Source organism: Bradyrhizobium sp. Bra64 (assembly GCF_024519875.1).
Taxonomy (GTDB): domain Bacteria; phylum Pseudomonadota; class Alphaproteobacteria; order Rhizobiales; family Xanthobacteraceae; genus Bradyrhizobium; species Bradyrhizobium japonicum_G.
The window spans coordinates 24,631-41,562 of the sequence record NZ_JALJRD010000011.1 but is presented as its reverse complement, the minus strand read 5'-3'; the positions used below and the strand labels follow the sequence as shown (position 1 = coordinate 41,562).

The window sequence follows — 16,932 nt, the reverse complement described above, 5'->3', positions numbered from 1 at the left end:
TCGACGATGAAAGACGTGTTCGCCCGCCTCGCCTCCGACTTCCTCTCCGCCATCGTCTTCCTGGTCGTCTACCTCATTACCGACAGCGTCGTCCTGGCAACGTCGGTCGCGATTGCCGGCGCGATCGCGCAGGTGATCTACGCGCAGGTCAAGGGGCAGCAGCTCAATTACATGACCTATGCGAGCCTCGCGCTCGTCGTCGTACTGGGCACGGTCACGCTGCTGACCAATGATCCTCGCTTCATGCTGGCAAAGCCCTCGATCGCGCATTTCGCGATCGGCGCCATCATGCTCAAGCGCGGCTGGATGCTGCGCTACATGCCGCCGATCGTCGTCGAGACCGTTCCGGAATATGTGACGGCTGCGGGCTATGCCTGGGCTGCGCTGATGTTCGTGATCGGCGCCGGCATGATCGCCGTCGCCTCCACGGGCGATCTGAAACTGTGGGCATTCTATATTACGGTGGTCGCGGGCGGCGCCAAGATCATCGCCTTTGCCGTGCAGTACGTCGTGCTTCGCCTCATCGTCACCAGCCGCCGGCGCGCCGCCGCCCGCGCCTAAATGCCTCCAAGGCAGCGTTAGGCAGGCGCGCCGAGTTGCGCTATAGGCTCGGCCCGGGACTGGCCGCGGATTGTCGCGGTCCGCCGGCATTTTTGGGAGACGCGAATGGCCGTCGACGGCAACTGGACTCTGACCCTGACGACGCCCATGGGCGAACGCAAGGCCACGCTGAGCCTGACCGCCGCAGGCGGCACGCTCACGGGCACGCAGGGTGCGGAAGGCGATACTGCCGAGATCTTCGACGGCGCCATCAGCGGTGACGCCGTCAACTGGAAAGTCTCGATCGACAAGCCAATGCCGTTGACGCTCGAGTTCATCGGAAAGGTCTCCGGCGACAGCATGAGCGGCGAAATGGGCATCGGCCCGATGGGCAGCTTCCCGTTCACGGGCACGCGAGCGTAAGGCCGCGCTGCACCCATGCGCGCGCTCCGTCTCATCGCGGCAACGATCCTGTGTGTCGCGACACAAGCGGCGCGCGCCGACGACACCGAACCGGCGTGGCGCGCAAGCGCGCTTGCCATGGTGCCGGCGGGCTATGTCGCCGGCACAGCCTACCGCACCGAAGCCGTGAGGGGATATCTCGCCGTCTATCCGGCGGCCTCGAACGATCCGAAGACACCGGCAAGCGTGTTCGCTGCGCGTCAGGTCCTCGTCGTCGCACTGACGGCGGATGCAGCGCGCGCGGTCTCAGCCGAATTGAAGCCGCGCACCGGACCGGATCCCGACAACGACGACACCGACTTCGCAAAGCTGCACGCCGATCTCGCCGCCAGGCGCGCGGCGCTCCCTGCGGGCACCGAGCCCTGCGATCTCGGTGCGTGGTCGATCGACAAGGACCCTGAGGGCCTCAACGTGCGCGCTGAGCCATCGGTGAAGGCGCGCGTGCTCGGCACATTGCCACCACCCTACCGACTGAAGCTCGGCGGCGCCGAGAACACACCGGACGGCGGCTGGCTCACCGAATTCCGCATCATCGGCTTCAAGGACGGCTGGTTTCTGATCGAGGGCGCCAAGCCGCCGGGCAAGGGTTACGAGGACGAGAAACGATATCCGCGCAGCGCGCCAAAACCCTATGCGGGGCGCGGCTGGGTCGCGTCCAACAAGATCGGCACGGCCTATGCCAATGGCGGCACGCGCATGGGCGGACTGTTCCAGGCCCCCTTCGTCGATGCCAAATGGATGCCGGCCCAGCGCGAGCTAGGCGGCGCGATCGACACCGACGGCGGCCCCAAGCGCCTGCTCGCTTGCAGCGGTCTCTGGGGCCTCGTCGAGAGCCATGACGGCGTTCGCGGCTGGTGGCGCGGACTGTGTTCCAACCAGGTCACGAATTGTAGTTAGCCTGCGGCCCATCCTTCGAGACGCCCGCCTTTGGCGGGCCCTCAGGATGAGGTCGTGTTTCGCGGCGAGATATCAGACCCTCATGGTGAGGAGCCCGCCAAAGCGGGCGTCTCGAACCATGCAGGCCAGTTCTTCGGAACTCCAGGCGAGGTGAAGAGCTAGCCCAGATTCAACTCCTTGAAGAAGTCATTGCCCTTGTCGTCGATGATGATGAAGGCCGGGAAGTCGACGACTTCGATGCGCCAGATCGCTTCCATGCCGAGCTCGGGATATTCGAGCACCTCGACCTTCTTGATGCAGTGCTCGGCGAGGTTCGCCGCAGCACCGCCGATCGAGCCGAGATAGAAACCGCCGTACTTCTTGCAGGCCTCGCGCACCGCAGGCGCGCGGTTGCCCTTGGCGACCATCACCATCGAGCCGCCGGCGGCCTGGAACTGGTCGACGAAGGAATCCATGCGGCCCGCCGTGGTCGGGCCGAACGCGCCGGAGGCATAGCCTTCGGGGGTCTTGGCCGGGCCGGCATAATAGACCGGGTGGTTCTTGAAATAGTCCGGCAGCGGCTCGCCCTTCTCCAGCCGCTCGCGCAGCTTGGCATGCGCGGAGTCCCGCGCCACGATCATGGTGCCGGTCATCGAAACCCGCGTCTTGGTCGGGTATTTCGAGAACGTCGCCAGAATGTCCTTCATCGGCTGGTTGAGGTCGATCTTGACGACCTCGCCGCCGAGCGACTGCTCGACCTGCGGCAGGTACTGCGCCGGATTGTGCTCGAGCTCCTCGAGATAGACGCCGTCCTTGGTGATCTTGCCGAGCACCTGGCGGTCGGCCGAGCACGACACGCCGAGCCCGATCGGCAGCGAAGCGCCGTGACGCGGCATGCGGATCACGCGCACGTCGTGGCAGAAATATTTGCCGCCGAACTGCGCGCCCACTCCCAGGCTTTGCGTCATCTTGTGGATTTCCTGCTCCATCTCGATGTCGCGGAAGGCGTTGCCGTCTGGCGAGCCGTGGGTGGGGAGCGCATCGAGATAACGCGCGGAGGCGAGCTTCACTGTCTTCATGCAGAGCTCGGCCGAGGTGCCGCCGATCACGATGGCGAGGTGATAGGGCGGGCACGCCGCGGTGCCGAGCGTGAGGATTTTTTCCTTGAGGAAGGCGAGCAGCCGGTCCTTGGTCAGCACCGAGGGCGTGGCCTGGAACAGAAAGCTCTTGTTGGCGGAACCGCCACCCTTCGCCATGAACATGAACTTGTAGGCGTCATCACCCTCGGCGTAGATCTCGCACTGCGCCGGCATGTTGTTGGCGGTGTTCTTCTCCTCGTACATCGAGAGCGGGGCGACCTGCGAGTAGCGCAGATTGCGGCGCAGGTAAGCATCGCGCGCGCCTTCCGACAGCGCAGCCTCGTCGTCACCGTCGGTGATGACGTTGCAGCCCTTCTTGCCCATGATGATCGCGGTGCCGGTGTCCTGGCACATCGGCAGCACGCCGCCGGCCGCGATGTTGGCGTTCTTCAAAAAGTCGAGCGCGACGAACTTGTCGTTGGGGCTCGCCTCGCCGTCCTCCAGGATCGCGCGGAGCTGCTTCAGATGGCCGGGCCGCAGATAGTGGTTGATGTCGCCGAAAGCCGCCTCCGACAGCGCCCGCAGCGCCGCACGCGACACCACCAGCATGTCCTTGCCCAAAACCTTCTCGACCCGGACGCCCTCCGACGAAATCTTCTTATAGGGCGTCTCGTCCTTGCCCAGCGGGAACAGCGGGGTGTGCTTGTACGGCGGAACGGGTTTTGCGGGGTCGGGGAAGGCGGTGGGAGCGTTCATGGGCGGATCTCGGGGTTTTGCAGCCCTGCCGGGCCTCTCAGCATGGAAGCGTTCTAAGCTTTTTTGCCACAAAGGGAAGGGAGCGAATCGCCCGGCACTGGTGCCGGCTGCGCATAAGGGACGCCTCGATCGGCGGGACCTAAGCGTCCCGTTCCTGTGCGCCGTGAAAGACCGCGGCTATCACAACCCGACGGTGCAATTCATCGACTAGGTGGACCACGATATAAGGCAATCGCGGCACGACCCACTCATAGGTGCCAACGCTATGGCCCACATGCCCCATGAATGGAAAGGAAGTCAGTAACTGGATGCTCTCGAATAATCGATCCGTGACTTTCCTTGCGGCAGCGGGACTATCCTTCGCGATCCAATTGAAAATGCCTTCGAGATCAGCGATAGCCTGAACATCGAAGACAAGTTCCACGGGCGTTCACGAACCAAAGCCGTCGACGCGAGCCCGTGCCTCGTCGAGGGAGAGCAGCTTACGATTAGGATCAGCGATCCGGCGGCGCACTTCGGCAATCTGCTCATCCGTCAACCGGATCTTATGCATGTGCTCGACGTAGTCGAGTAACGCCCCGGCCGCGGCGTCCTGCTCGCCTTCGGGAAGCTGCTCGACCCGGCGAATGGCCTCTTCTAGGAGCTTTGTCATGAGCGGCAGCATAGCACGCCGAACGGGATGGGACAGCCGCCCTACTCGTGGAAATGCCGCCACCCACCCTTGCGCTTCGCCTCCACCGACGCTTGAATGCGCCATCCAAGGGGCTTTTCATCATGATTTTCAAACTGCACGTCCGCGACGCGATTCTGGTCGCCGCCGCCATCACCGGCCTTGTGACCCTCACCTCGCCCGCGCGCGCAGACCGCTGCGACGACAGCGCCAAGGAGCTGGCGAACCAGGTCGATCGCCTCAAGGTGAATTTCCGGGCCGCCAACGTCGTCTACCTGACGCACCCTGCGGCCAAGGAGCTGTCCGTGGCTTGCCGCGGCGACAAATATTCCATCGAGCTCTATGCCAAGGGCGATCGCAAGCCGACGCCGGAGTTCTTTGCGCTGGTCGGGTCGATGGCGGCGATCGTCTTCACCGTGACGAAGGACGACACCACGACGGGCGCGACACGCTGCCTGAAGCGGATGGGACTTCTGCGCGGCGACAAGATCAGCATGCGCTACCGACGCCTCAACATGGAATGCACCCGCACCAAGACGGACGCCTCCATCGCGATCACGCGCGGCAAGGACGAATAGGCAGCGCCCGCGCGATGTGCGTCTGTCAGCACACCGCCCACCACACACTCCGTCATTGCGAGGAGAGGTCTGTCCGCTTGCGGAAACAGCGCTTGTGGCGGCACGAAGGAGGCCTCCCTTACCGCACCGGATCCCTCGCATTTTAACGATTGCCTTGAAGGAAATTTCGCTCCTCGCGGCGCAGGGTCAATTGTTTCCATGTGTGAGGATTTGTGGATGAGCGTTTCTACCGTTGCGCCGCCGCCAATCGCGATCGTGGTGCCGAGCTACGACACGACCAGGCAGCAGGACGACCAGACCAAGACCAAGGACAACGACCCGACCTACAAGCCGCCGCCGCCCGCGCCGCTGCCGCCGGGTCAGGGCACGCGGATCGATCAGCTCGCCTGATCCGCCGCGTCGAAGATGAAATGCCCGATCCGGTCGATCGGGCTTTTCGCGTGTCCGGCCTCATCTTCGCCGGATAGCGAGACCAACATCGTGCGCAACTGCTCCGGAACCTGCGCATGATCGTCAAGCTGCTCCTGCAGAACACGATCACCACCGTCGCGATGGGCGCGCTGCTGTTCGCCTGCGCCGGGACCTTGCACTGGCCTTCGGCCTGGGTCTTCCTCGCCACCTGCGCCCTGCTCGGCCCGCTCTGCGGCTGGTGGCTCTATCGGGTGGATCCCGCACTGCTCGCCGAACGTCTGCGGCCGGTCCTGCAAAAGAACCAGCCCACCGCCGACAAGGTCTTCATGACCGTGTTCATCGCCGCGATGCTGGCCTGGCTTGGCGCGATGGGGATCGACCGGCGCATGCTCTCGTCCAACATGCCCGTTGCAATCCAGCTCCTGGGCCTCGTGCTGTACCTCGCTTCGACGCTGTTCATCCTCTGGGTATTCCGCGAGAACTCGTTCGCCGCGCCCGTGGTGAAGCTGCAGGCCGAGCGCGCGCAGCGCGTCATCTCGACCGGGCCTTACGCCCATGTGCGCCATCCCATGTATAGCGGCATGATCCTGTTCTTCGCCGGCGTGCCGCTGCTGCTGGGCTCGTGGTGGGGGCTTGGGATGGTGCCGGTCATCCTCGCATTGCTTGCGATCCGCATCGGCATCGAGGAGCGCACGCTGCGCGAGGGCCTGCCTGGCTATTCAGATTATGCGACGCGCGTGCGTTATCGGCTGCTGCCCGGTGTGTGGTGAGGGCGCATCACTCTGCTGTGCACGGAAAAACGTTTCCTCTCCTCCGATCGACTGACGTCGCGGGAAGCGAACCTCGCTAGAGGAAACCGCACCCGCGGGAGACGCGCACGATGTTCTGCAAGCCCCCCTGCCCCGACGAGCATGACCTGTCTCCGGCATCCGAGTCTGAAGACGATCGACTGGCCTCGAAGTCTGCACGAGCACTCGGAAGTCACGACGATTTCGGGCGATTGATCGTGCCCGAAACGGCCGGTCCGGAGCGGGGGCTGCCGCCAGCCGCCGTCCGGACCGGCTAATAATCAAGTTCCTTGTAGCGGCGAAAGATACCCTGCTCGTTGAAGGGAATGCGGCGCTCGCTCGCCAGGTAAGCCTTGATGTTCGGCCGCCCGGCAATTCGGTCGTGCAGGCCGACGAGGCCCGGGATATTTTTCTCGAATGCCTTCATCCGCCTGGGGAACGCATAGCGCAGCCCCGCGACGATCTGGAACAGCGATAGATCGACATAGGTCAGCCTGCGGCCGGTGACGTAGCTGCCGCCATTGCCGGCGAGAAGCCCTTCGAAATAGCCGAGATATTTCGGCACGCGCTCGTCCCAGAAGTCGGCGGTGCGCTTCTTCGCCGGCGACTTCTGGTCCTCGTAATAGAGCGAGGGCCCGAGCGGATGATGGGTGTCGTGGATCTCGATCACGAGGTCGGTGATGGTGAGCTGAAGCTGGTGCACCGAGAGCTTGCCGGCTTCCGTCTTCGGCGCAAGGCCGTGGCGGGCGCCGAGATAGAGCAGGATGTTCGCGGTCTGGCCGATGACGAGTTTGCCGGCTTTGAGGAACGGCGGCGCAAAGGGCGGCGTGCCCTGATGCGCGCCCATCATCTTCATCATCGCGGCGGTGCCGCGCGGGCCACGTGCGACGTCGGCGTAAGTCGCGCCCGCCTCCTCCAGCGCCAGCCGCACATATTCGCCGCGGCCCTGGATTTCAGGCCAATAGTAGAGTTCGTATTTCATGGGAGGGTCCGTGCGCATTGAGGCGACGGGATTAATGTAGCACGCCGGCCAAGGTTCCGTCAGTGAAGGGAAGACGCTCAGCAGACTCCGTCGTTGCAAGCGCAGCGAAGCGATGACGCGGGGAGAGAGCGGCGCGCCAAACGAAAAGGGCGCCGTGCAAGAAGCACGACGCCCTCTTCTTCAGATCAGTTCGCGATCAGTTGGTCTGCTGGATCGCCGACAATTCCCAACTGCCGTTCGGACGGCGGGCGAAGGTCCAGACTTCGGTGGCCTCACCCGGCTGTTCGCTGCCGGCGACAACCGCGCCGGTAGTGCGGTCGAGCGTCTTGTCGGTGAGCGCAAAGCGCAGTGCCACCGTGGCGTAGTCGGTCTCGCCTTCACGCCAGGCTTCCGCGAGGTCGCCCTGCAGCAGCTTCACGTCGGTGACCTTGTTGACGACGTTGCGCGAGCGGTTCTGGCCGAGATCCTGCTCGAAATAGGAGACCATCTCCGGCGTCGCCAGCGTGTGCAGCTTGGCCACGTCCTCGTTCGACCAGGCGGCCTGGACATCGCCTAGCAGACGCTCGAACGCCTCATAGTCGCCGGGCTTGATCTCGAGCGGCGCGTTGTTGGCGGCGCCGAAGCCGAAGCCACCAAGTCCGCCGCCACCGAGGCCGCTGCGATAGTTCGGCTGCGGTCCCGGACCGGTACCGGCATCAGCGTTGGCATAGGCCGCCTGCGGCGTGTGGCGGCGCTGCCACCACGACATCGCCAGCCGCACCACGACCACCACCAGCACGATCTGAATGATCAGGCCGAGGATCGACGACAGGCCGCCGAGACCGCCGAACAGGCCGCCACCGAACAGCATGCCGAGCAGGCCTGCACCGAGGAAGCCGGCCGCAAGGCCGCCCAGGAAACCGCCGCCGCGGCCGAACAGGCCGCCGCGTGCGGGCGCGGTCGCAGCCGAGTTCATGCCTGCACCCGGCTGGGTGTAGGTGCGGTTGAACTGCGAGGTCGAGCCCGGCGCGGTCGTGGTCGACGGGGGCGCCGAATAGGTGCGCGAGCCGCGCGAACCCGACGACATGCCGCCACCGACGCGCGCGTCAGCAGACGAGATCGCCAGCGCAGTCGGCAGCGCAAGCGCCAGCACGACGGCAATCGTCTTGAAGAGACTGCGGGAGCGTTGCGAGAAATTCATGTTCGTTTCCCAAATCCCCGGCATGGGGACGTGTCCTTAACATGGGCAGACTTCCCGAAAAAGGAAGACGGTTTCGGAACCTATGGCTGCGGCCCTCAGTCGCGGGGATGTGGCAAAAGCCCATATTTGACGGGGGGTTGGCCGGGTGTCTCGGGGAACCACGGTCGCGGGGTACCGGCGGGTATTAGGGCCGATTTTCCGCGTTTTGCTCGTCGTTGCGAGGAGCCATTGCAATGACGGAGAACGTGGAGAGCACGCGCCCTCACCCCACCTTCGCCATCGTCTCCTTCACCGCCGCCACGAGCTGGCTCAGCGTGAACGGTTTTGGCAGGAAGTCGAACTGCTGGCCTTCGGGCAGGCTCTTCTCGAACGCGTCCTCGGCGTAGCCGGAGACGAAGATGAACTTGATGTCGGGATTCTTCTCGCGCATCGCCTTGAGCAGCGTCGGGCCGTCCATCTCCGGCATCACGACGTCGGAGACGACGAGATCGATTCCGCCGCTCTGCTCTTCCAGCATCTCCATGGCCTCGACGCCGTTCTCGGCCTCGACCACGGTGTAGCCGCGCGAGCGCAGGCCGCGTGCGTTGAGGGCGCGAAGACCCTCTTCGTCCTCGACCAGCAGGATGGTGCCCTGTCCGGTGAGATCGGTGCGGGGCTTGGCTTCCGCAGGCGCGGTTTCCTTCGCGGCACCATTGCCGGCACTGGCGACAGCGGCGGGCTGCTCGACCTGCACGTCAGGCTCGGCGTGATGGCGCGGCAGGAAGATGTGGAACGAGGTGCCCTGCCCGGGCTCTGAATCGACGTAGATGAAGCCGCCGGTCTGCTTGACGATGCCGTAGACGGTCGAGAGCCCGAGGCCGGTGCCCTTGCCGACTTCCTTGGTCGAGAAGAACGGCTCGAATATCTTGTCGCGGATGTCGGCGGGGATGCCGGTGCCGGTGTCGGCGACCTCGATCCGCACGTAGTCGGCGGCCGGCATGCCCTTGTAGGCGAGCCTGGCGGCTTCTTCGGCGGTGACGTTGGCGGTGCGGATGATCAGCTTGCCGCCGTCGGGCATGGCGTCGCGCGCGTTGACCGCGAGGTTGACGATCACCTGCTCGAACTGGGAGACGTCGACCTTCACCGGCCAGAGATCGCGGCCATGGATGGTCTCGTGCTTGACTTTCTCGCCGATCAGCCGGCGCAGCAGCATGGCGAGATCGGACAGCGCGTCGCCGAGGTCGAGCACCTGCGGCCGCAGCGTCTGCCGCCGCGAGAACGCGAGCAGCTGCCGCACCAGCGTGGCGGCGCGCGTCGCGTTCTGCTTGATCTGCATGATGTCCTGGAAGGACGGATCGGTCGGCTTGTGCGCGTTCAGCAGGAAGTCGTTCGCCATCATGATGGCGGAGAGCACGTTGTTGAAGTCGTGAGCGATGCCGCCGGCGAGCTGACCGACCGTCTCCATCTTCTGCGACTGGTTGATCTGGTTCTCCAGCGCGCGCCGCTCGGTGGTCTCGAGCATGTGCACGATGGCGGCTTCCGCCTCGTTCTCTGCCGCATCGACCGGCGTGACGAAGAATTGGCCCCAGCGCTCCTTGGTCCCTTCGAGCGCCACTTCGACCGGCGCGACGTCGGCCTGGCCCTCGGCGGCCTGGTTGATCGCCGCGATCAAGAGATGCCGGTCGCGCGAACTGACCGCGCGGAAGATGGACTTGCCGGCGCTGTCGAGGCCCAGCGCCTGTCCGAGCTTGGCGTAGCGCGCATTGGCGCGCACGACATTGCCGCCGCGGTCGACGGTCGCGATCGCCATCGGCGTGTGGTCGAAGAAGCGCATGAAGCGCACTTCGGCAGCGCGGTCCGGATCGCTGCGCTCGTCGCGGGCACGGCTGATGACGAGCGTGCGCGACGGCCCCGGCGCGCCGTCGGCGCCGAAGGCGAGCTTGTGATAGAGCCGCACCGGCATGGTCTTGCCGGTGCGCATGCGCAGGTCGATGTCGAAGACCTCGGTCTTCACCTCGCCCGGCACCGCCACGATCGAGGTGAGCAGCGAGGCGCCGTCGCCGGAGACGATGTCGGTGAGCTTGAGCCCGCCCGAGCCGATCTCGGCGAGGTCGTAGTCGAGCCAGTTCGCCAGCGTCGCGTTGACATAGGCGAGCTCCCCGGCCGGATTGACCGAGAAGAAACCGCAAGGCGCGTGATCGAGATATTCGATCGCGTGCTGGAGCTCCTGGAACACGTCCTCCTGGCGCTCGCGGTCGCGGGTGATGTCGGCGATCGACCACACCGCGTATTTCGCCTCGCGCTTGCCGGTGCCGAGCGGGCGCACGCGCATGCGCAGCCAGCGGCCCTGGCTGCCGTCCTGGCCTGAGATGCGCACCTCTTCCTGCTGCCGCTTGCCTTCGCGCGCAGCTTTCAGCAGGCGAAACACCGCTTCGGAGACGTCGGGATTGCCGATGAAGACGCGCTCCACGGGGCGCACGTCCTGCGGGCCCGTGGCGCCGGTCAGCGTCAGATAGGCCGCATTGGAATAGACCACATGGCCGCGCGGATCGGTCACGGCCAGGCCGTCGAAGGCGTGGTCGGCGATGCGCCCCATCACGGGATCGTCGAGATTGCGGTCGACGAAGCGGATGATGCCGGCGGCGAAGGCGAACAGGTTGAACAGGCCGACCATCGCGAGCACGGCGAGGATGCCCAGGATGTAGGGCTGCGCCTGCGCGCGCCCGAGCGTCATCAGCCCGACGGCGACGGCGACGAGGCCGGCGGCCACCAGCAGCACCAGCGCAATGCTGCCCGAGCGCGGCGACGGCTCGTGCGCCGCAACGGGGTCTCGCGTGAGGTCGTGGTCGGTCTCGGCAGTCATCTCAAGCTGGCGCAGCCTGTCGGCAGAGAATCAACGCGCTACGGCGCGCGCAGGGTCCTCCCTGCCTCAATCGGACCCGCAGGCGCAAGGGCAGCAGGGGCGAAACGTACGCTGATTCCCAGATTACGGCCATTTCCGGTATTTTTCGTGGGTTTTATTGGCGGCCAGCCCCGAATCCGCGCTTCAGACGCATGACGTAGCCGATGACTTCGGCAACCGCATGGTAGTGCTCGGTCGGAATTTCCTGGTCGATCTCGACGGTGGCGTAGAGCGCGCGGGCCAGCGGCACGTTCTCGACGATGGGGATGTCGTGCGCGCGCGCGATCTCCCGTATCTTGAAGGCGAGATTGTCGACGCCCTTGGCGACGCAGATCGGCGCCGACATGCCGCGCTCGTAGGACAGCGCAATCGAATAGTGGGTCGGGTTGGTGATGATCACGGCGGCCTTGGGAACCGCCGCCATCATGCGCTTCTTGGAGCGCTGCTGGCGGAGCTGCCTGAGCTTGCCCTTGATGTGGGGGTCGCCTTCGGACTGCTTGAACTCTTCCTTGATCTCCTGGAGCGACATCTTCTGCCGCTGGAACCAGCTGCGATACTGGAAGAAATAGTCGCCAATGGCGATGATCGCGAGCGCCGCGACCACGGCGCCGAGCAGGTGGATGGTCAAGCTGGTGCTGGCGCCGAGCATGGCGGCCGGATCGAGCTTGACCATCGCCTCCATGCGATGCCGCTCCGGCCACAGGATCGTGGTCATGACCGCGCCGAGCACGATCAGCTTGCCGAGACCCTTGAGGAAGTTCGCCGCCGCCTGCTTGCCGAAGATGCGCTTGAGGCCTTCGGCTGGCGACAGCTTGCTGAATTTGGGCTTCAGGGATTCGGCCGACCAGACCAGGCGGTGCTGGAGCAAGTTGCCGGCAATGGCCGCCAGCACCAGCATCAAGAGGGGCACGCCGACCGCCGCGAGCACGGCGACTTCGATCTGCTGCATCAGCGCGAGCAGGGCCCGGCCGTCGGTCTTGATCATCCAGGAATTGGCAAGCAGGTTGCGCATCGGCGTCACCAGCCCGCTGCCGACCGATCCCGAGAAGCTCGAGACCACGAGCGTGCCGCCGGCGATCATGAACCAGGTGTTGATCTCCTGGCTCTTGGCGACGTCACCGCGTTCGAGCGCGTCTTCGAGACGTTTTTGCGTCGGGTCTTCTGTTTGACTCTCGGGATCGTTGTCTTCCGCCATCGATCACCTTGTCACTTGAGCGGCATCATCTGGTGCATGACACCGATGAAATAGTCGAGATACGTGCCCATCATCGCTGTGAGCACCACCGCGAGCACCACGAAGCCCACGAAGATCGACAGCGGCACGCCGACGAAATAGACCTGCATTTGCGGCATCAGCCGCGCCAGCACGCCGAGCCCGATGTTGAAGACGAGACCGAACACCAGGAACGGTCCGGACAGCTGCAAGCCCAGGCTGAAGGCGGCGGCGAAGGCGCGCGTCGCAAGCGAAGCGACGTCGGCGCTCGAGACGGTCTCGCCCGGCGAGAAGATCGCATAGCTGTCGTTCAGCGCCGCGATCACCAGATGATGGCTGTCGGTGGCGAACAGCAGCGTCACCCCCAGCATGGTCAGGAAGTTGCCGACCAGCACGCCCTGCTGTCCCTGCGTCGGATCGACCGAGGTGACGAAGCCGAGCCCCATCTGCTGCGCGATCACGGCACCTGCCACCTGGAGCGCCGAGAGCGTTACGCGCGCGGTCGCCCCCAGCACGATGCCGATCACGATCTCGTGCAGCATCATGACCAGCAGCGCCGCGATCGAGCCCATGTCGACATGATAGGCATTGCGATGCAGCGGTAGGATGATCAGCGTGAGCATCAGCGCGATCGACAGCTTGACCCGCGTCGGGATGTTGGTTTCGCCCAGGCCCGGCAGCAGCATCACCATCGCGCCGACCCGGGCGAAGGCGAGCATGAAGGAGGCGGCGAGCGCCGGAAGCAGCGAGACGTCGATGCGCATGGTGAGCGCATAGTGCCTCAGCCGCCGATGATTCGCGACGATATCCGCAGCATGTGGGCGTGGAGCGCATCGGCCATGAACGGCAAGGCCAACAGCATCGTGGCAAAGATGGCCAGAATCTTCGGCACGTAGATCAGCGTCTGCTCCTGGATCTGCGTCAGCGCCTGGAACAGCGACACGATCACGCCGACCACGAGGCCGACCACCATCAGGGGCGACGACACGATCACAATGGTCCAGATCGCATCGCGCGCGACGTCGAGGGTTTCAGGTCCGGTCATCTGCAGAATTCCTTATTCAACTTTCGTCCCCGCCACCTCGACGAGGGACAAACGCTTGCTGCCCCGTCATTGCGAGCGTAGCGAAGCAATCCAGACCGGTGCGTGCGAAAAGACTCTGGATTGCTTCGCTGCGCTCGCAATGACGATCGGGGCGAGCGCGAAAAATCAGATCGGCATCTTCATGATGTCTTCATAGGCGGCGATCACGCGGTCGCGGACCGAGACCAGCGTGGACACCGCGACGTCGGTGTCCGCGACCGCGGTCACCACGTCCATCACGTTGGCCTTGCCGGCGGCCATCGCCACCGTCTGCGCATCGGATTTGCGGCCGGACTCCATGACGCTGCCGACGGCGTCCTTCAGGAGCGAGGCGAAGGACTGCCCGTTCGGCTCGCTGCCCTTGCCGGCGCCGCTGTTCTCCAGCACGCGGGCGAGATTGGCATAGGCATTGGCGGCAATTGACGGCGATGCCATGGCTTAATTGTCCTGTTCAGCTCTTGAGGATGTCGAGGGTGCGCTGGATCATCCGGCGCGTCGCGCTGATGATGTTGAGATTGGCCTCGTAGGACCGTTGCGCGTCGCGCATGTCGGTCATCTCGACCACCGAGTTCACGTTCGGATATTTGACGTTGCCGGTCGCATCCGCGGCCGGATTGTTCGGCTCGTACTTGATTCGGAAACTGGACTGGTCGGGCTTGATCCTGCCGAGCGTGACGACCTGGGCGTCGAGCGTGCGGTCGAGCGCGGAAGAGAAGGTCGGCACCTTGCGGCGGTAGGGATCGCCGCCGGCGGTCTGCGACGTCGAATCCGCGTTCGCGATGTTCTCCGAGATCACCCGCATGCGCCCGGCCTGCGCCCGCAGACCGGAGGTCGCGATCGCCATCGAGCGGGCAAAGTCGCTGCTGTCATTCGCCATGATCTATCTCCAGCTCTAGCCCTTGCCGATCGCGGTCTTCAGCAGATGCAGGCTCTTCGAATAGAGCGAGGTCGCCGCCGCGTAGTCCATCTGGTTGCTCGCGGCCTTCATCATCTCCTCTTCGAGATTGACGGCGTTGCCCGCGGGGCGGGTTTCGAAGCCCGCATTCTTGTTCTGGTCGAATCCGGAGGCCGCGCCGGACGGTGTCATGTGGGAACCGCTGGTGAGGGTCAGCGCCAGGGGACCCATCGAACCCGTGACGGCGCCGGCCTTGTCCAGCTTCGGCTCGACGAGGTCGCGGGGCCGGAATTTGGGCGTGTCGGAATTGGAGACGTTCTCGGACAGGACGCGCTGGCGCTCCTGGTGCCACTGCATCTTGGTGCGTAGCGCGGACAGCACCGGAAGGTCGTTGATGGACATCGTTGCGGCTCCTTCGCCCTCTCGGACCATGTCCGAAGCTAGGCAGAATTTGCCGCGTGTATGGTTAACAGCTGGTTAAGGATGCTACAGGCACATGTCCCCCGCCGGGACAAGAATGCGCGCCCCGTGATTCTACGCCTTCAAAAGTGGCATTAACCCAACCGCTTGGGGGCACGTGCACAGGCCAAGAAGTCGTTTTGGATCGAGCGATTCATGGGTTATTAAGAGTTGGGGACGGCAAAACTTGCCGTGGGACGTTAAGAGATCGCAGTTTTGGGGCATCGTATGCCGGTGGTTGGGACGCCCGACCATAGGCACGAGAAAAGCGCCATTTGTCGGGGACAAGTATGCAAGGCAGCCCTATCACCTTCATCGTCGCATTCATCGTCGTTCTGGCGTTGATCGGCGTCGCTGCATGGCTGGTTCGCCGATTCGCCACCAGCCGGCTCGGCGCCAACACCCAGCGCGGCAGGATGCCCCGGCTCGCCGTGATCGATGCCGCCGCGGTCGACGGCCGGCGCCGCCTGGTGCTGGTCCGGCGTGACAATGTCGAGCATCTCCTGATGATCGGCGGCCCCACCGACATCGTCGTCGAGCCGAACATCGTGCGCGCAGCGCCCGGCCGCGACCAGCTCCCGCAGCGTTCCAATGCCGCCGAACCGCCGCGCCTCGCCCCCATGCCCGACGCCGGCGGTTGGGCCGACGAAGCGCCGCGTCCCGAGCTGCTCGATCATCCCGAGCCGCAAATGCCGGAGCCGCCCCAACGGCCCGCGCGCCCGTCGTTCGCCGAAGAAGTGCGCCGGCCCGCTCCCGCTTTGGCCGAACGTCGCAGCGAGCCGCCATTCGCCGGCTTTCCGCCCGATCCGATCGCACCGCGCCCCGAGCGCGAGCTGCGTCCCGAACCAATTCCGCCGCGCGTCGCCCGCAGCGAGCCGCCGCTGATGCCGCGCCCGCCACGCCAGAGCGAGCCGGTGAAAGTACCGCCGGTGCGCGCCGAGCGCGCAGCCGCGCCACCTCCTCCGCCGCCCGTGCCACAGGCTCCGCCCGTTCCGCCCCCGGCGCCCGCTCAGGCACCGTCGAGCGCCGAGCAGAATCTCGCCGAGATGGCGCAGCGGCTCGAAGCTGCGCTGCGCCGCCCCGCCGGCGAGACGGTTGCCCCTCCGGTCGCGCCGGAGCCGCCAGCCGGCCCTCCGCGCGTGGCCCGCAGCGAGCCGCCGGCACCGCCGGCGCCGCCCGCAAAGCCGGCCGCGGAAAAGACCAGCTTTGAAAATCTCGAAGACGAGATGGCCTCGCTGCTCGGCCGTCCGAAGCCGTCTTCGTGAGGCTGCCGGCCCTCCCGCGTAGAGTACTTTTTCTTTCTGTCCTGATCGGCGCGGCTTCGCTCGCGATGCCGGCGCATGCGCAGGACATCAGCATCAATCTCGGCGGTCAGGGCGGCGGCGGCGTCACCGAGCGCGCGATCCAGCTGATCGCGCTGCTCACGGTGCTGTCGATCGCGCCGTCGATCCTGATCATGATGACGTCGTTCACGCGCATCGTGGTCGTGCTGTCGCTGCTGCGCACCGCGATGGGCACGGCGACCGCCCCGCCGAATTCGGTGATCATCGCGCTGGCGATGTTCCTCACCTTCTTCGTGATGGGACCGGTCCTGCAAAAATCCTACGACGAAGGCATCCGTCCGCTCGTCGCCAACCAGCTTGGCGTCGAGGACGCGCTCCAGCGCGCTTCCGTCCCCTTGCGCGGCTTCATGCAGAAGAACGTGCGCGAGAAGGACCTCAAGCTGTTCCTGGATCTGTCCGGCGACCCGCCTCCCGCGACCCCGGACGAGCTCGCACTTCGCATCCTCGTTCCCGCCTTCATGATCTCCGAACTGAAACGCGCCTTCGAGATCGGCTTTCTCCTGTTCCTCCCCTTCCTCATCATCGACCTCGTCGTCGCTTCGGTGCTGATGTCGATGGGCATGATGATGCTGCCACCGGCAACGATCTCGCTGCCGTTCAAGCTGATTTTCTTCGTGCTGGTCGACGGCTGGTCGCTGGTGGCGGGGAGTCTGGTGCAGAGTTACGGGGGGTAGCACTCTCCCCGTCATTGCGAGGCGCTGGCGACGAAGCACTCCAGACTGCCGCCGCCGACGC

At 65.1% G+C, this 16,932-nt stretch carries 20 protein-coding genes; 8 read left to right on the top strand and 12 right to left on the bottom strand.

The genetic code is table 11. The features are described 5' to 3' along the window. Nucleotides 1–6: 6 nt before the first annotated feature. The 3 genes from NR187_RS26270 (at nucleotide 7) to NR187_RS26260 (ending at nucleotide 1,899) form a co-directional block, all read left to right on the top strand. Nucleotides 7–561 (top strand): inner membrane-spanning protein YciB, encoded by a 555-nt coding sequence (locus NR187_RS26270; protein WP_256808171.1) that lies wholly within the window; start codon nucleotides 7–9, stop codon nucleotides 559–561. 105 nt (nucleotides 562–666) lie between these two features. Next, entirely contained in the window at nucleotides 667–963 is a 297-nt protein-coding gene (locus NR187_RS26265) for a hypothetical protein (RefSeq protein WP_211385311.1), read from the top strand. Between the two features lie 15 nt (nucleotides 964–978). Continuing rightward, complete coding sequence (locus NR187_RS26260; RefSeq protein ID WP_256808170.1) at nucleotides 979–1,899, top strand: SH3 domain-containing protein; 921 nt, start codon at nucleotides 979–981, stop codon at nucleotides 1,897–1,899. Between the two features lie 158 nt (nucleotides 1,900–2,057). On the opposite strand, the gene NR187_RS26255 is transcribed toward NR187_RS26260, so the two are convergent. From NR187_RS26255 to NR187_RS26245, 3 genes are all read right to left on the bottom strand, one after another. Further along, nucleotides 2,058–3,713 carry a fumarate hydratase gene (locus tag NR187_RS26255; protein ID WP_211385313.1) on the bottom strand — a complete coding sequence of 552 codons (1,656 nt, stop codon included), beginning with the start codon at nucleotides 3,711–3,713 and terminating at the stop codon, nucleotides 2,058–2,060. Between the two features lie 139 nt (nucleotides 3,714–3,852). Beyond that, on the bottom strand, nucleotides 3,853–4,137 hold the full coding sequence (locus NR187_RS26250; RefSeq protein ID WP_211385314.1) for a type II toxin-antitoxin system RelE/ParE family toxin: 285 nt from the start codon (nucleotides 4,135–4,137) through the stop codon (nucleotides 3,853–3,855). A 6-nt stretch (nucleotides 4,138–4,143) separates the two neighbouring features. Beyond that, nucleotides 4,144–4,365, bottom strand: a complete 222-nt coding sequence (locus NR187_RS26245) for a hypothetical protein (protein ID WP_211385315.1) — start codon at nucleotides 4,363–4,365, stop codon at nucleotides 4,144–4,146. Nucleotides 4,366–4,487: 122 nt separating this feature from the next. On the opposite strand from NR187_RS26245, the gene NR187_RS26240 reads away from it, so the two are divergent. The 3 genes from NR187_RS26240 to NR187_RS26230 all read left to right on the top strand — a co-directional run bounded on the left by NR187_RS26240 (nucleotide 4,488) and on the right by NR187_RS26230 (nucleotide 6,142). Then, nucleotides 4,488–4,961, top strand: coding sequence for a hypothetical protein (locus NR187_RS26240; RefSeq protein WP_211385316.1), 474 nt, complete (start codon nucleotides 4,488–4,490; stop codon nucleotides 4,959–4,961). Nucleotides 4,962–5,177: 216 nt separating this feature from the next. Beyond that, nucleotides 5,178–5,351, top strand: coding sequence for a hypothetical protein (locus NR187_RS26235; protein WP_211385317.1), 174 nt, complete (start codon nucleotides 5,178–5,180; stop codon nucleotides 5,349–5,351). A 116-nt stretch (nucleotides 5,352–5,467) separates the two neighbouring features. Then, the gene (locus NR187_RS26230) at nucleotides 5,468–6,142 is read left to right on the top strand and encodes an isoprenylcysteine carboxylmethyltransferase family protein (protein ID WP_211385318.1); all 675 of its coding nucleotides are present in this window, start codon (nucleotides 5,468–5,470) and stop codon (nucleotides 6,140–6,142) included. A 292-nt stretch (nucleotides 6,143–6,434) separates the two neighbouring features. Here NR187_RS26230 and NR187_RS26225 read toward each other — a convergent pair whose 3' ends face one another. The 9 genes from NR187_RS26225 to flgB all read right to left on the bottom strand — a co-directional run bounded on the left by NR187_RS26225 (nucleotide 6,435) and on the right by flgB (nucleotide 14,797). Beyond that, nucleotides 6,435–7,142 (bottom strand): glutathione S-transferase, encoded by a 708-nt coding sequence (locus NR187_RS26225; protein WP_211385319.1) that lies wholly within the window; start codon nucleotides 7,140–7,142, stop codon nucleotides 6,435–6,437. Nucleotides 7,143–7,338: 196 nt separating this feature from the next. Further along, entirely contained in the window at nucleotides 7,339–8,346 is a 1,008-nt protein-coding gene (locus NR187_RS26220; protein ID WP_211385320.1) for a Tim44 domain-containing protein, read from the bottom strand. 238 nt (nucleotides 8,347–8,584) lie between these two features. Continuing rightward, complete coding sequence (cckA, locus tag NR187_RS26215) at nucleotides 8,585–11,164, bottom strand: cell cycle histidine kinase CckA (protein ID WP_211385321.1); 2,580 nt, start codon at nucleotides 11,162–11,164, stop codon at nucleotides 8,585–8,587. A 154-nt stretch (nucleotides 11,165–11,318) separates the two neighbouring features. Then, the gene (gene flhB, locus NR187_RS26210) at nucleotides 11,319–12,398 is read right to left on the bottom strand and encodes a flagellar biosynthesis protein FlhB (RefSeq protein ID WP_211385322.1); all 1,080 of its coding nucleotides are present in this window, start codon (nucleotides 12,396–12,398) and stop codon (nucleotides 11,319–11,321) included. 11 nt (nucleotides 12,399–12,409) lie between these two features. After that, the gene (gene fliR, locus NR187_RS26205; protein WP_211385323.1) at nucleotides 12,410–13,180 is read right to left on the bottom strand and encodes a flagellar biosynthetic protein FliR; all 771 of its coding nucleotides are present in this window, start codon (nucleotides 13,178–13,180) and stop codon (nucleotides 12,410–12,412) included. A 17-nt stretch (nucleotides 13,181–13,197) separates the two neighbouring features. Next, the gene (gene fliQ, locus NR187_RS26200) at nucleotides 13,198–13,461 is read right to left on the bottom strand and encodes a flagellar biosynthesis protein FliQ (RefSeq protein WP_018321865.1); all 264 of its coding nucleotides are present in this window, start codon (nucleotides 13,459–13,461) and stop codon (nucleotides 13,198–13,200) included. A 165-nt stretch (nucleotides 13,462–13,626) separates the two neighbouring features. Then, entirely contained in the window at nucleotides 13,627–13,935 is a 309-nt protein-coding gene (gene fliE / locus NR187_RS26195; protein WP_211385324.1) for a flagellar hook-basal body complex protein FliE, read from the bottom strand. 16 nt (nucleotides 13,936–13,951) lie between these two features. Then, nucleotides 13,952–14,377: a flagellar basal body rod protein FlgC gene (flgC, locus tag NR187_RS26190; RefSeq protein WP_211385325.1), complete on the bottom strand. Its 426-nt coding sequence runs from the start codon at nucleotides 14,375–14,377 to the stop codon at nucleotides 13,952–13,954. Between the two features lie 15 nt (nucleotides 14,378–14,392). Then, a complete protein-coding gene (gene flgB, locus NR187_RS26185) occupies nucleotides 14,393–14,797 on the bottom strand; it encodes a flagellar basal body rod protein FlgB (protein WP_211385326.1) in 405 nt (134 codons plus the stop codon). A gap of 347 nt (nucleotides 14,798–15,144) precedes the next feature. Between flgB and NR187_RS26180 the strand changes: the two genes are divergently transcribed. Both NR187_RS26180 and fliP read left to right on the top strand, forming a co-directional pair. Next, the gene (locus NR187_RS26180; RefSeq protein ID WP_256808168.1) at nucleotides 15,145–16,119 is read left to right on the top strand and encodes a flagellar biosynthetic protein FliO; all 975 of its coding nucleotides are present in this window, start codon (nucleotides 15,145–15,147) and stop codon (nucleotides 16,117–16,119) included. Then, nucleotides 16,116–16,871, top strand: a complete 756-nt coding sequence (fliP, locus tag NR187_RS26175; protein ID WP_211385328.1) for a flagellar type III secretion system pore protein FliP — start codon at nucleotides 16,116–16,118, stop codon at nucleotides 16,869–16,871. The genes NR187_RS26180 and fliP overlap by 4 nt, the downstream gene beginning before the upstream one ends. Nucleotides 16,872–16,932 lie beyond the last annotated feature (61 nt).

Coding starts and splice junctions, on each gene's coding strand:
- NR187_RS26270 (WP_256808171.1), top strand. CDS start 7: ATGAAAGACGTGTTCGCCCGCCTCGCCTCCGACTTCCTCTCCGCCATC.
- NR187_RS26265 (WP_211385311.1), top strand. CDS start 667: ATGGCCGTCGACGGCAACTGGACTCTGACCCTGACGACGCCCATGGGC.
- NR187_RS26260 (WP_256808170.1), top strand. CDS start 979: ATGCGCGCGCTCCGTCTCATCGCGGCAACGATCCTGTGTGTCGCGACA.
- NR187_RS26255 (WP_211385313.1), bottom strand. CDS start 3,713: ATGAACGCTCCCACCGCCTTCCCCGACCCCGCAAAACCCGTTCCGCCG.
- NR187_RS26245 (WP_211385315.1), bottom strand. CDS start 4,365: ATGACAAAGCTCCTAGAAGAGGCCATTCGCCGGGTCGAGCAGCTTCCC.
- NR187_RS26240 (WP_211385316.1), top strand. CDS start 4,488: ATGATTTTCAAACTGCACGTCCGCGACGCGATTCTGGTCGCCGCCGCC.
- NR187_RS26235 (WP_211385317.1), top strand. CDS start 5,178: ATGAGCGTTTCTACCGTTGCGCCGCCGCCAATCGCGATCGTGGTGCCG.
- NR187_RS26230 (WP_211385318.1), top strand. CDS start 5,468: ATGATCGTCAAGCTGCTCCTGCAGAACACGATCACCACCGTCGCGATG.
- NR187_RS26225 (WP_211385319.1), bottom strand. CDS start 7,142: ATGAAATACGAACTCTACTATTGGCCTGAAATCCAGGGCCGCGGCGAA.
- NR187_RS26220 (WP_211385320.1), bottom strand. CDS start 8,346: ATGCCGGGGATTTGGGAAACGAACATGAATTTCTCGCAACGCTCCCGC.
- cckA (WP_211385321.1), bottom strand. CDS start 11,164: ATGACTGCCGAGACCGACCACGACCTCACGCGAGACCCCGTTGCGGCG.
- flhB (WP_211385322.1), bottom strand. CDS start 12,398: ATGGCGGAAGACAACGATCCCGAGAGTCAAACAGAAGACCCGACGCAA.
- fliR (WP_211385323.1), bottom strand. CDS start 13,180: ATGCGCATCGACGTCTCGCTGCTTCCGGCGCTCGCCGCCTCCTTCATG.
- fliQ (WP_018321865.1), bottom strand. CDS start 13,461: ATGACCGGACCTGAAACCCTCGACGTCGCGCGCGATGCGATCTGGACC.
- fliE (WP_211385324.1), bottom strand. CDS start 13,935: ATGGCATCGCCGTCAATTGCCGCCAATGCCTATGCCAATCTCGCCCGC.
- flgC (WP_211385325.1), bottom strand. CDS start 14,377: ATGGCGAATGACAGCAGCGACTTTGCCCGCTCGATGGCGATCGCGACC.
- flgB (WP_211385326.1), bottom strand. CDS start 14,797: ATGTCCATCAACGACCTTCCGGTGCTGTCCGCGCTACGCACCAAGATG.
- NR187_RS26180 (WP_256808168.1), top strand. CDS start 15,145: ATGCAAGGCAGCCCTATCACCTTCATCGTCGCATTCATCGTCGTTCTG.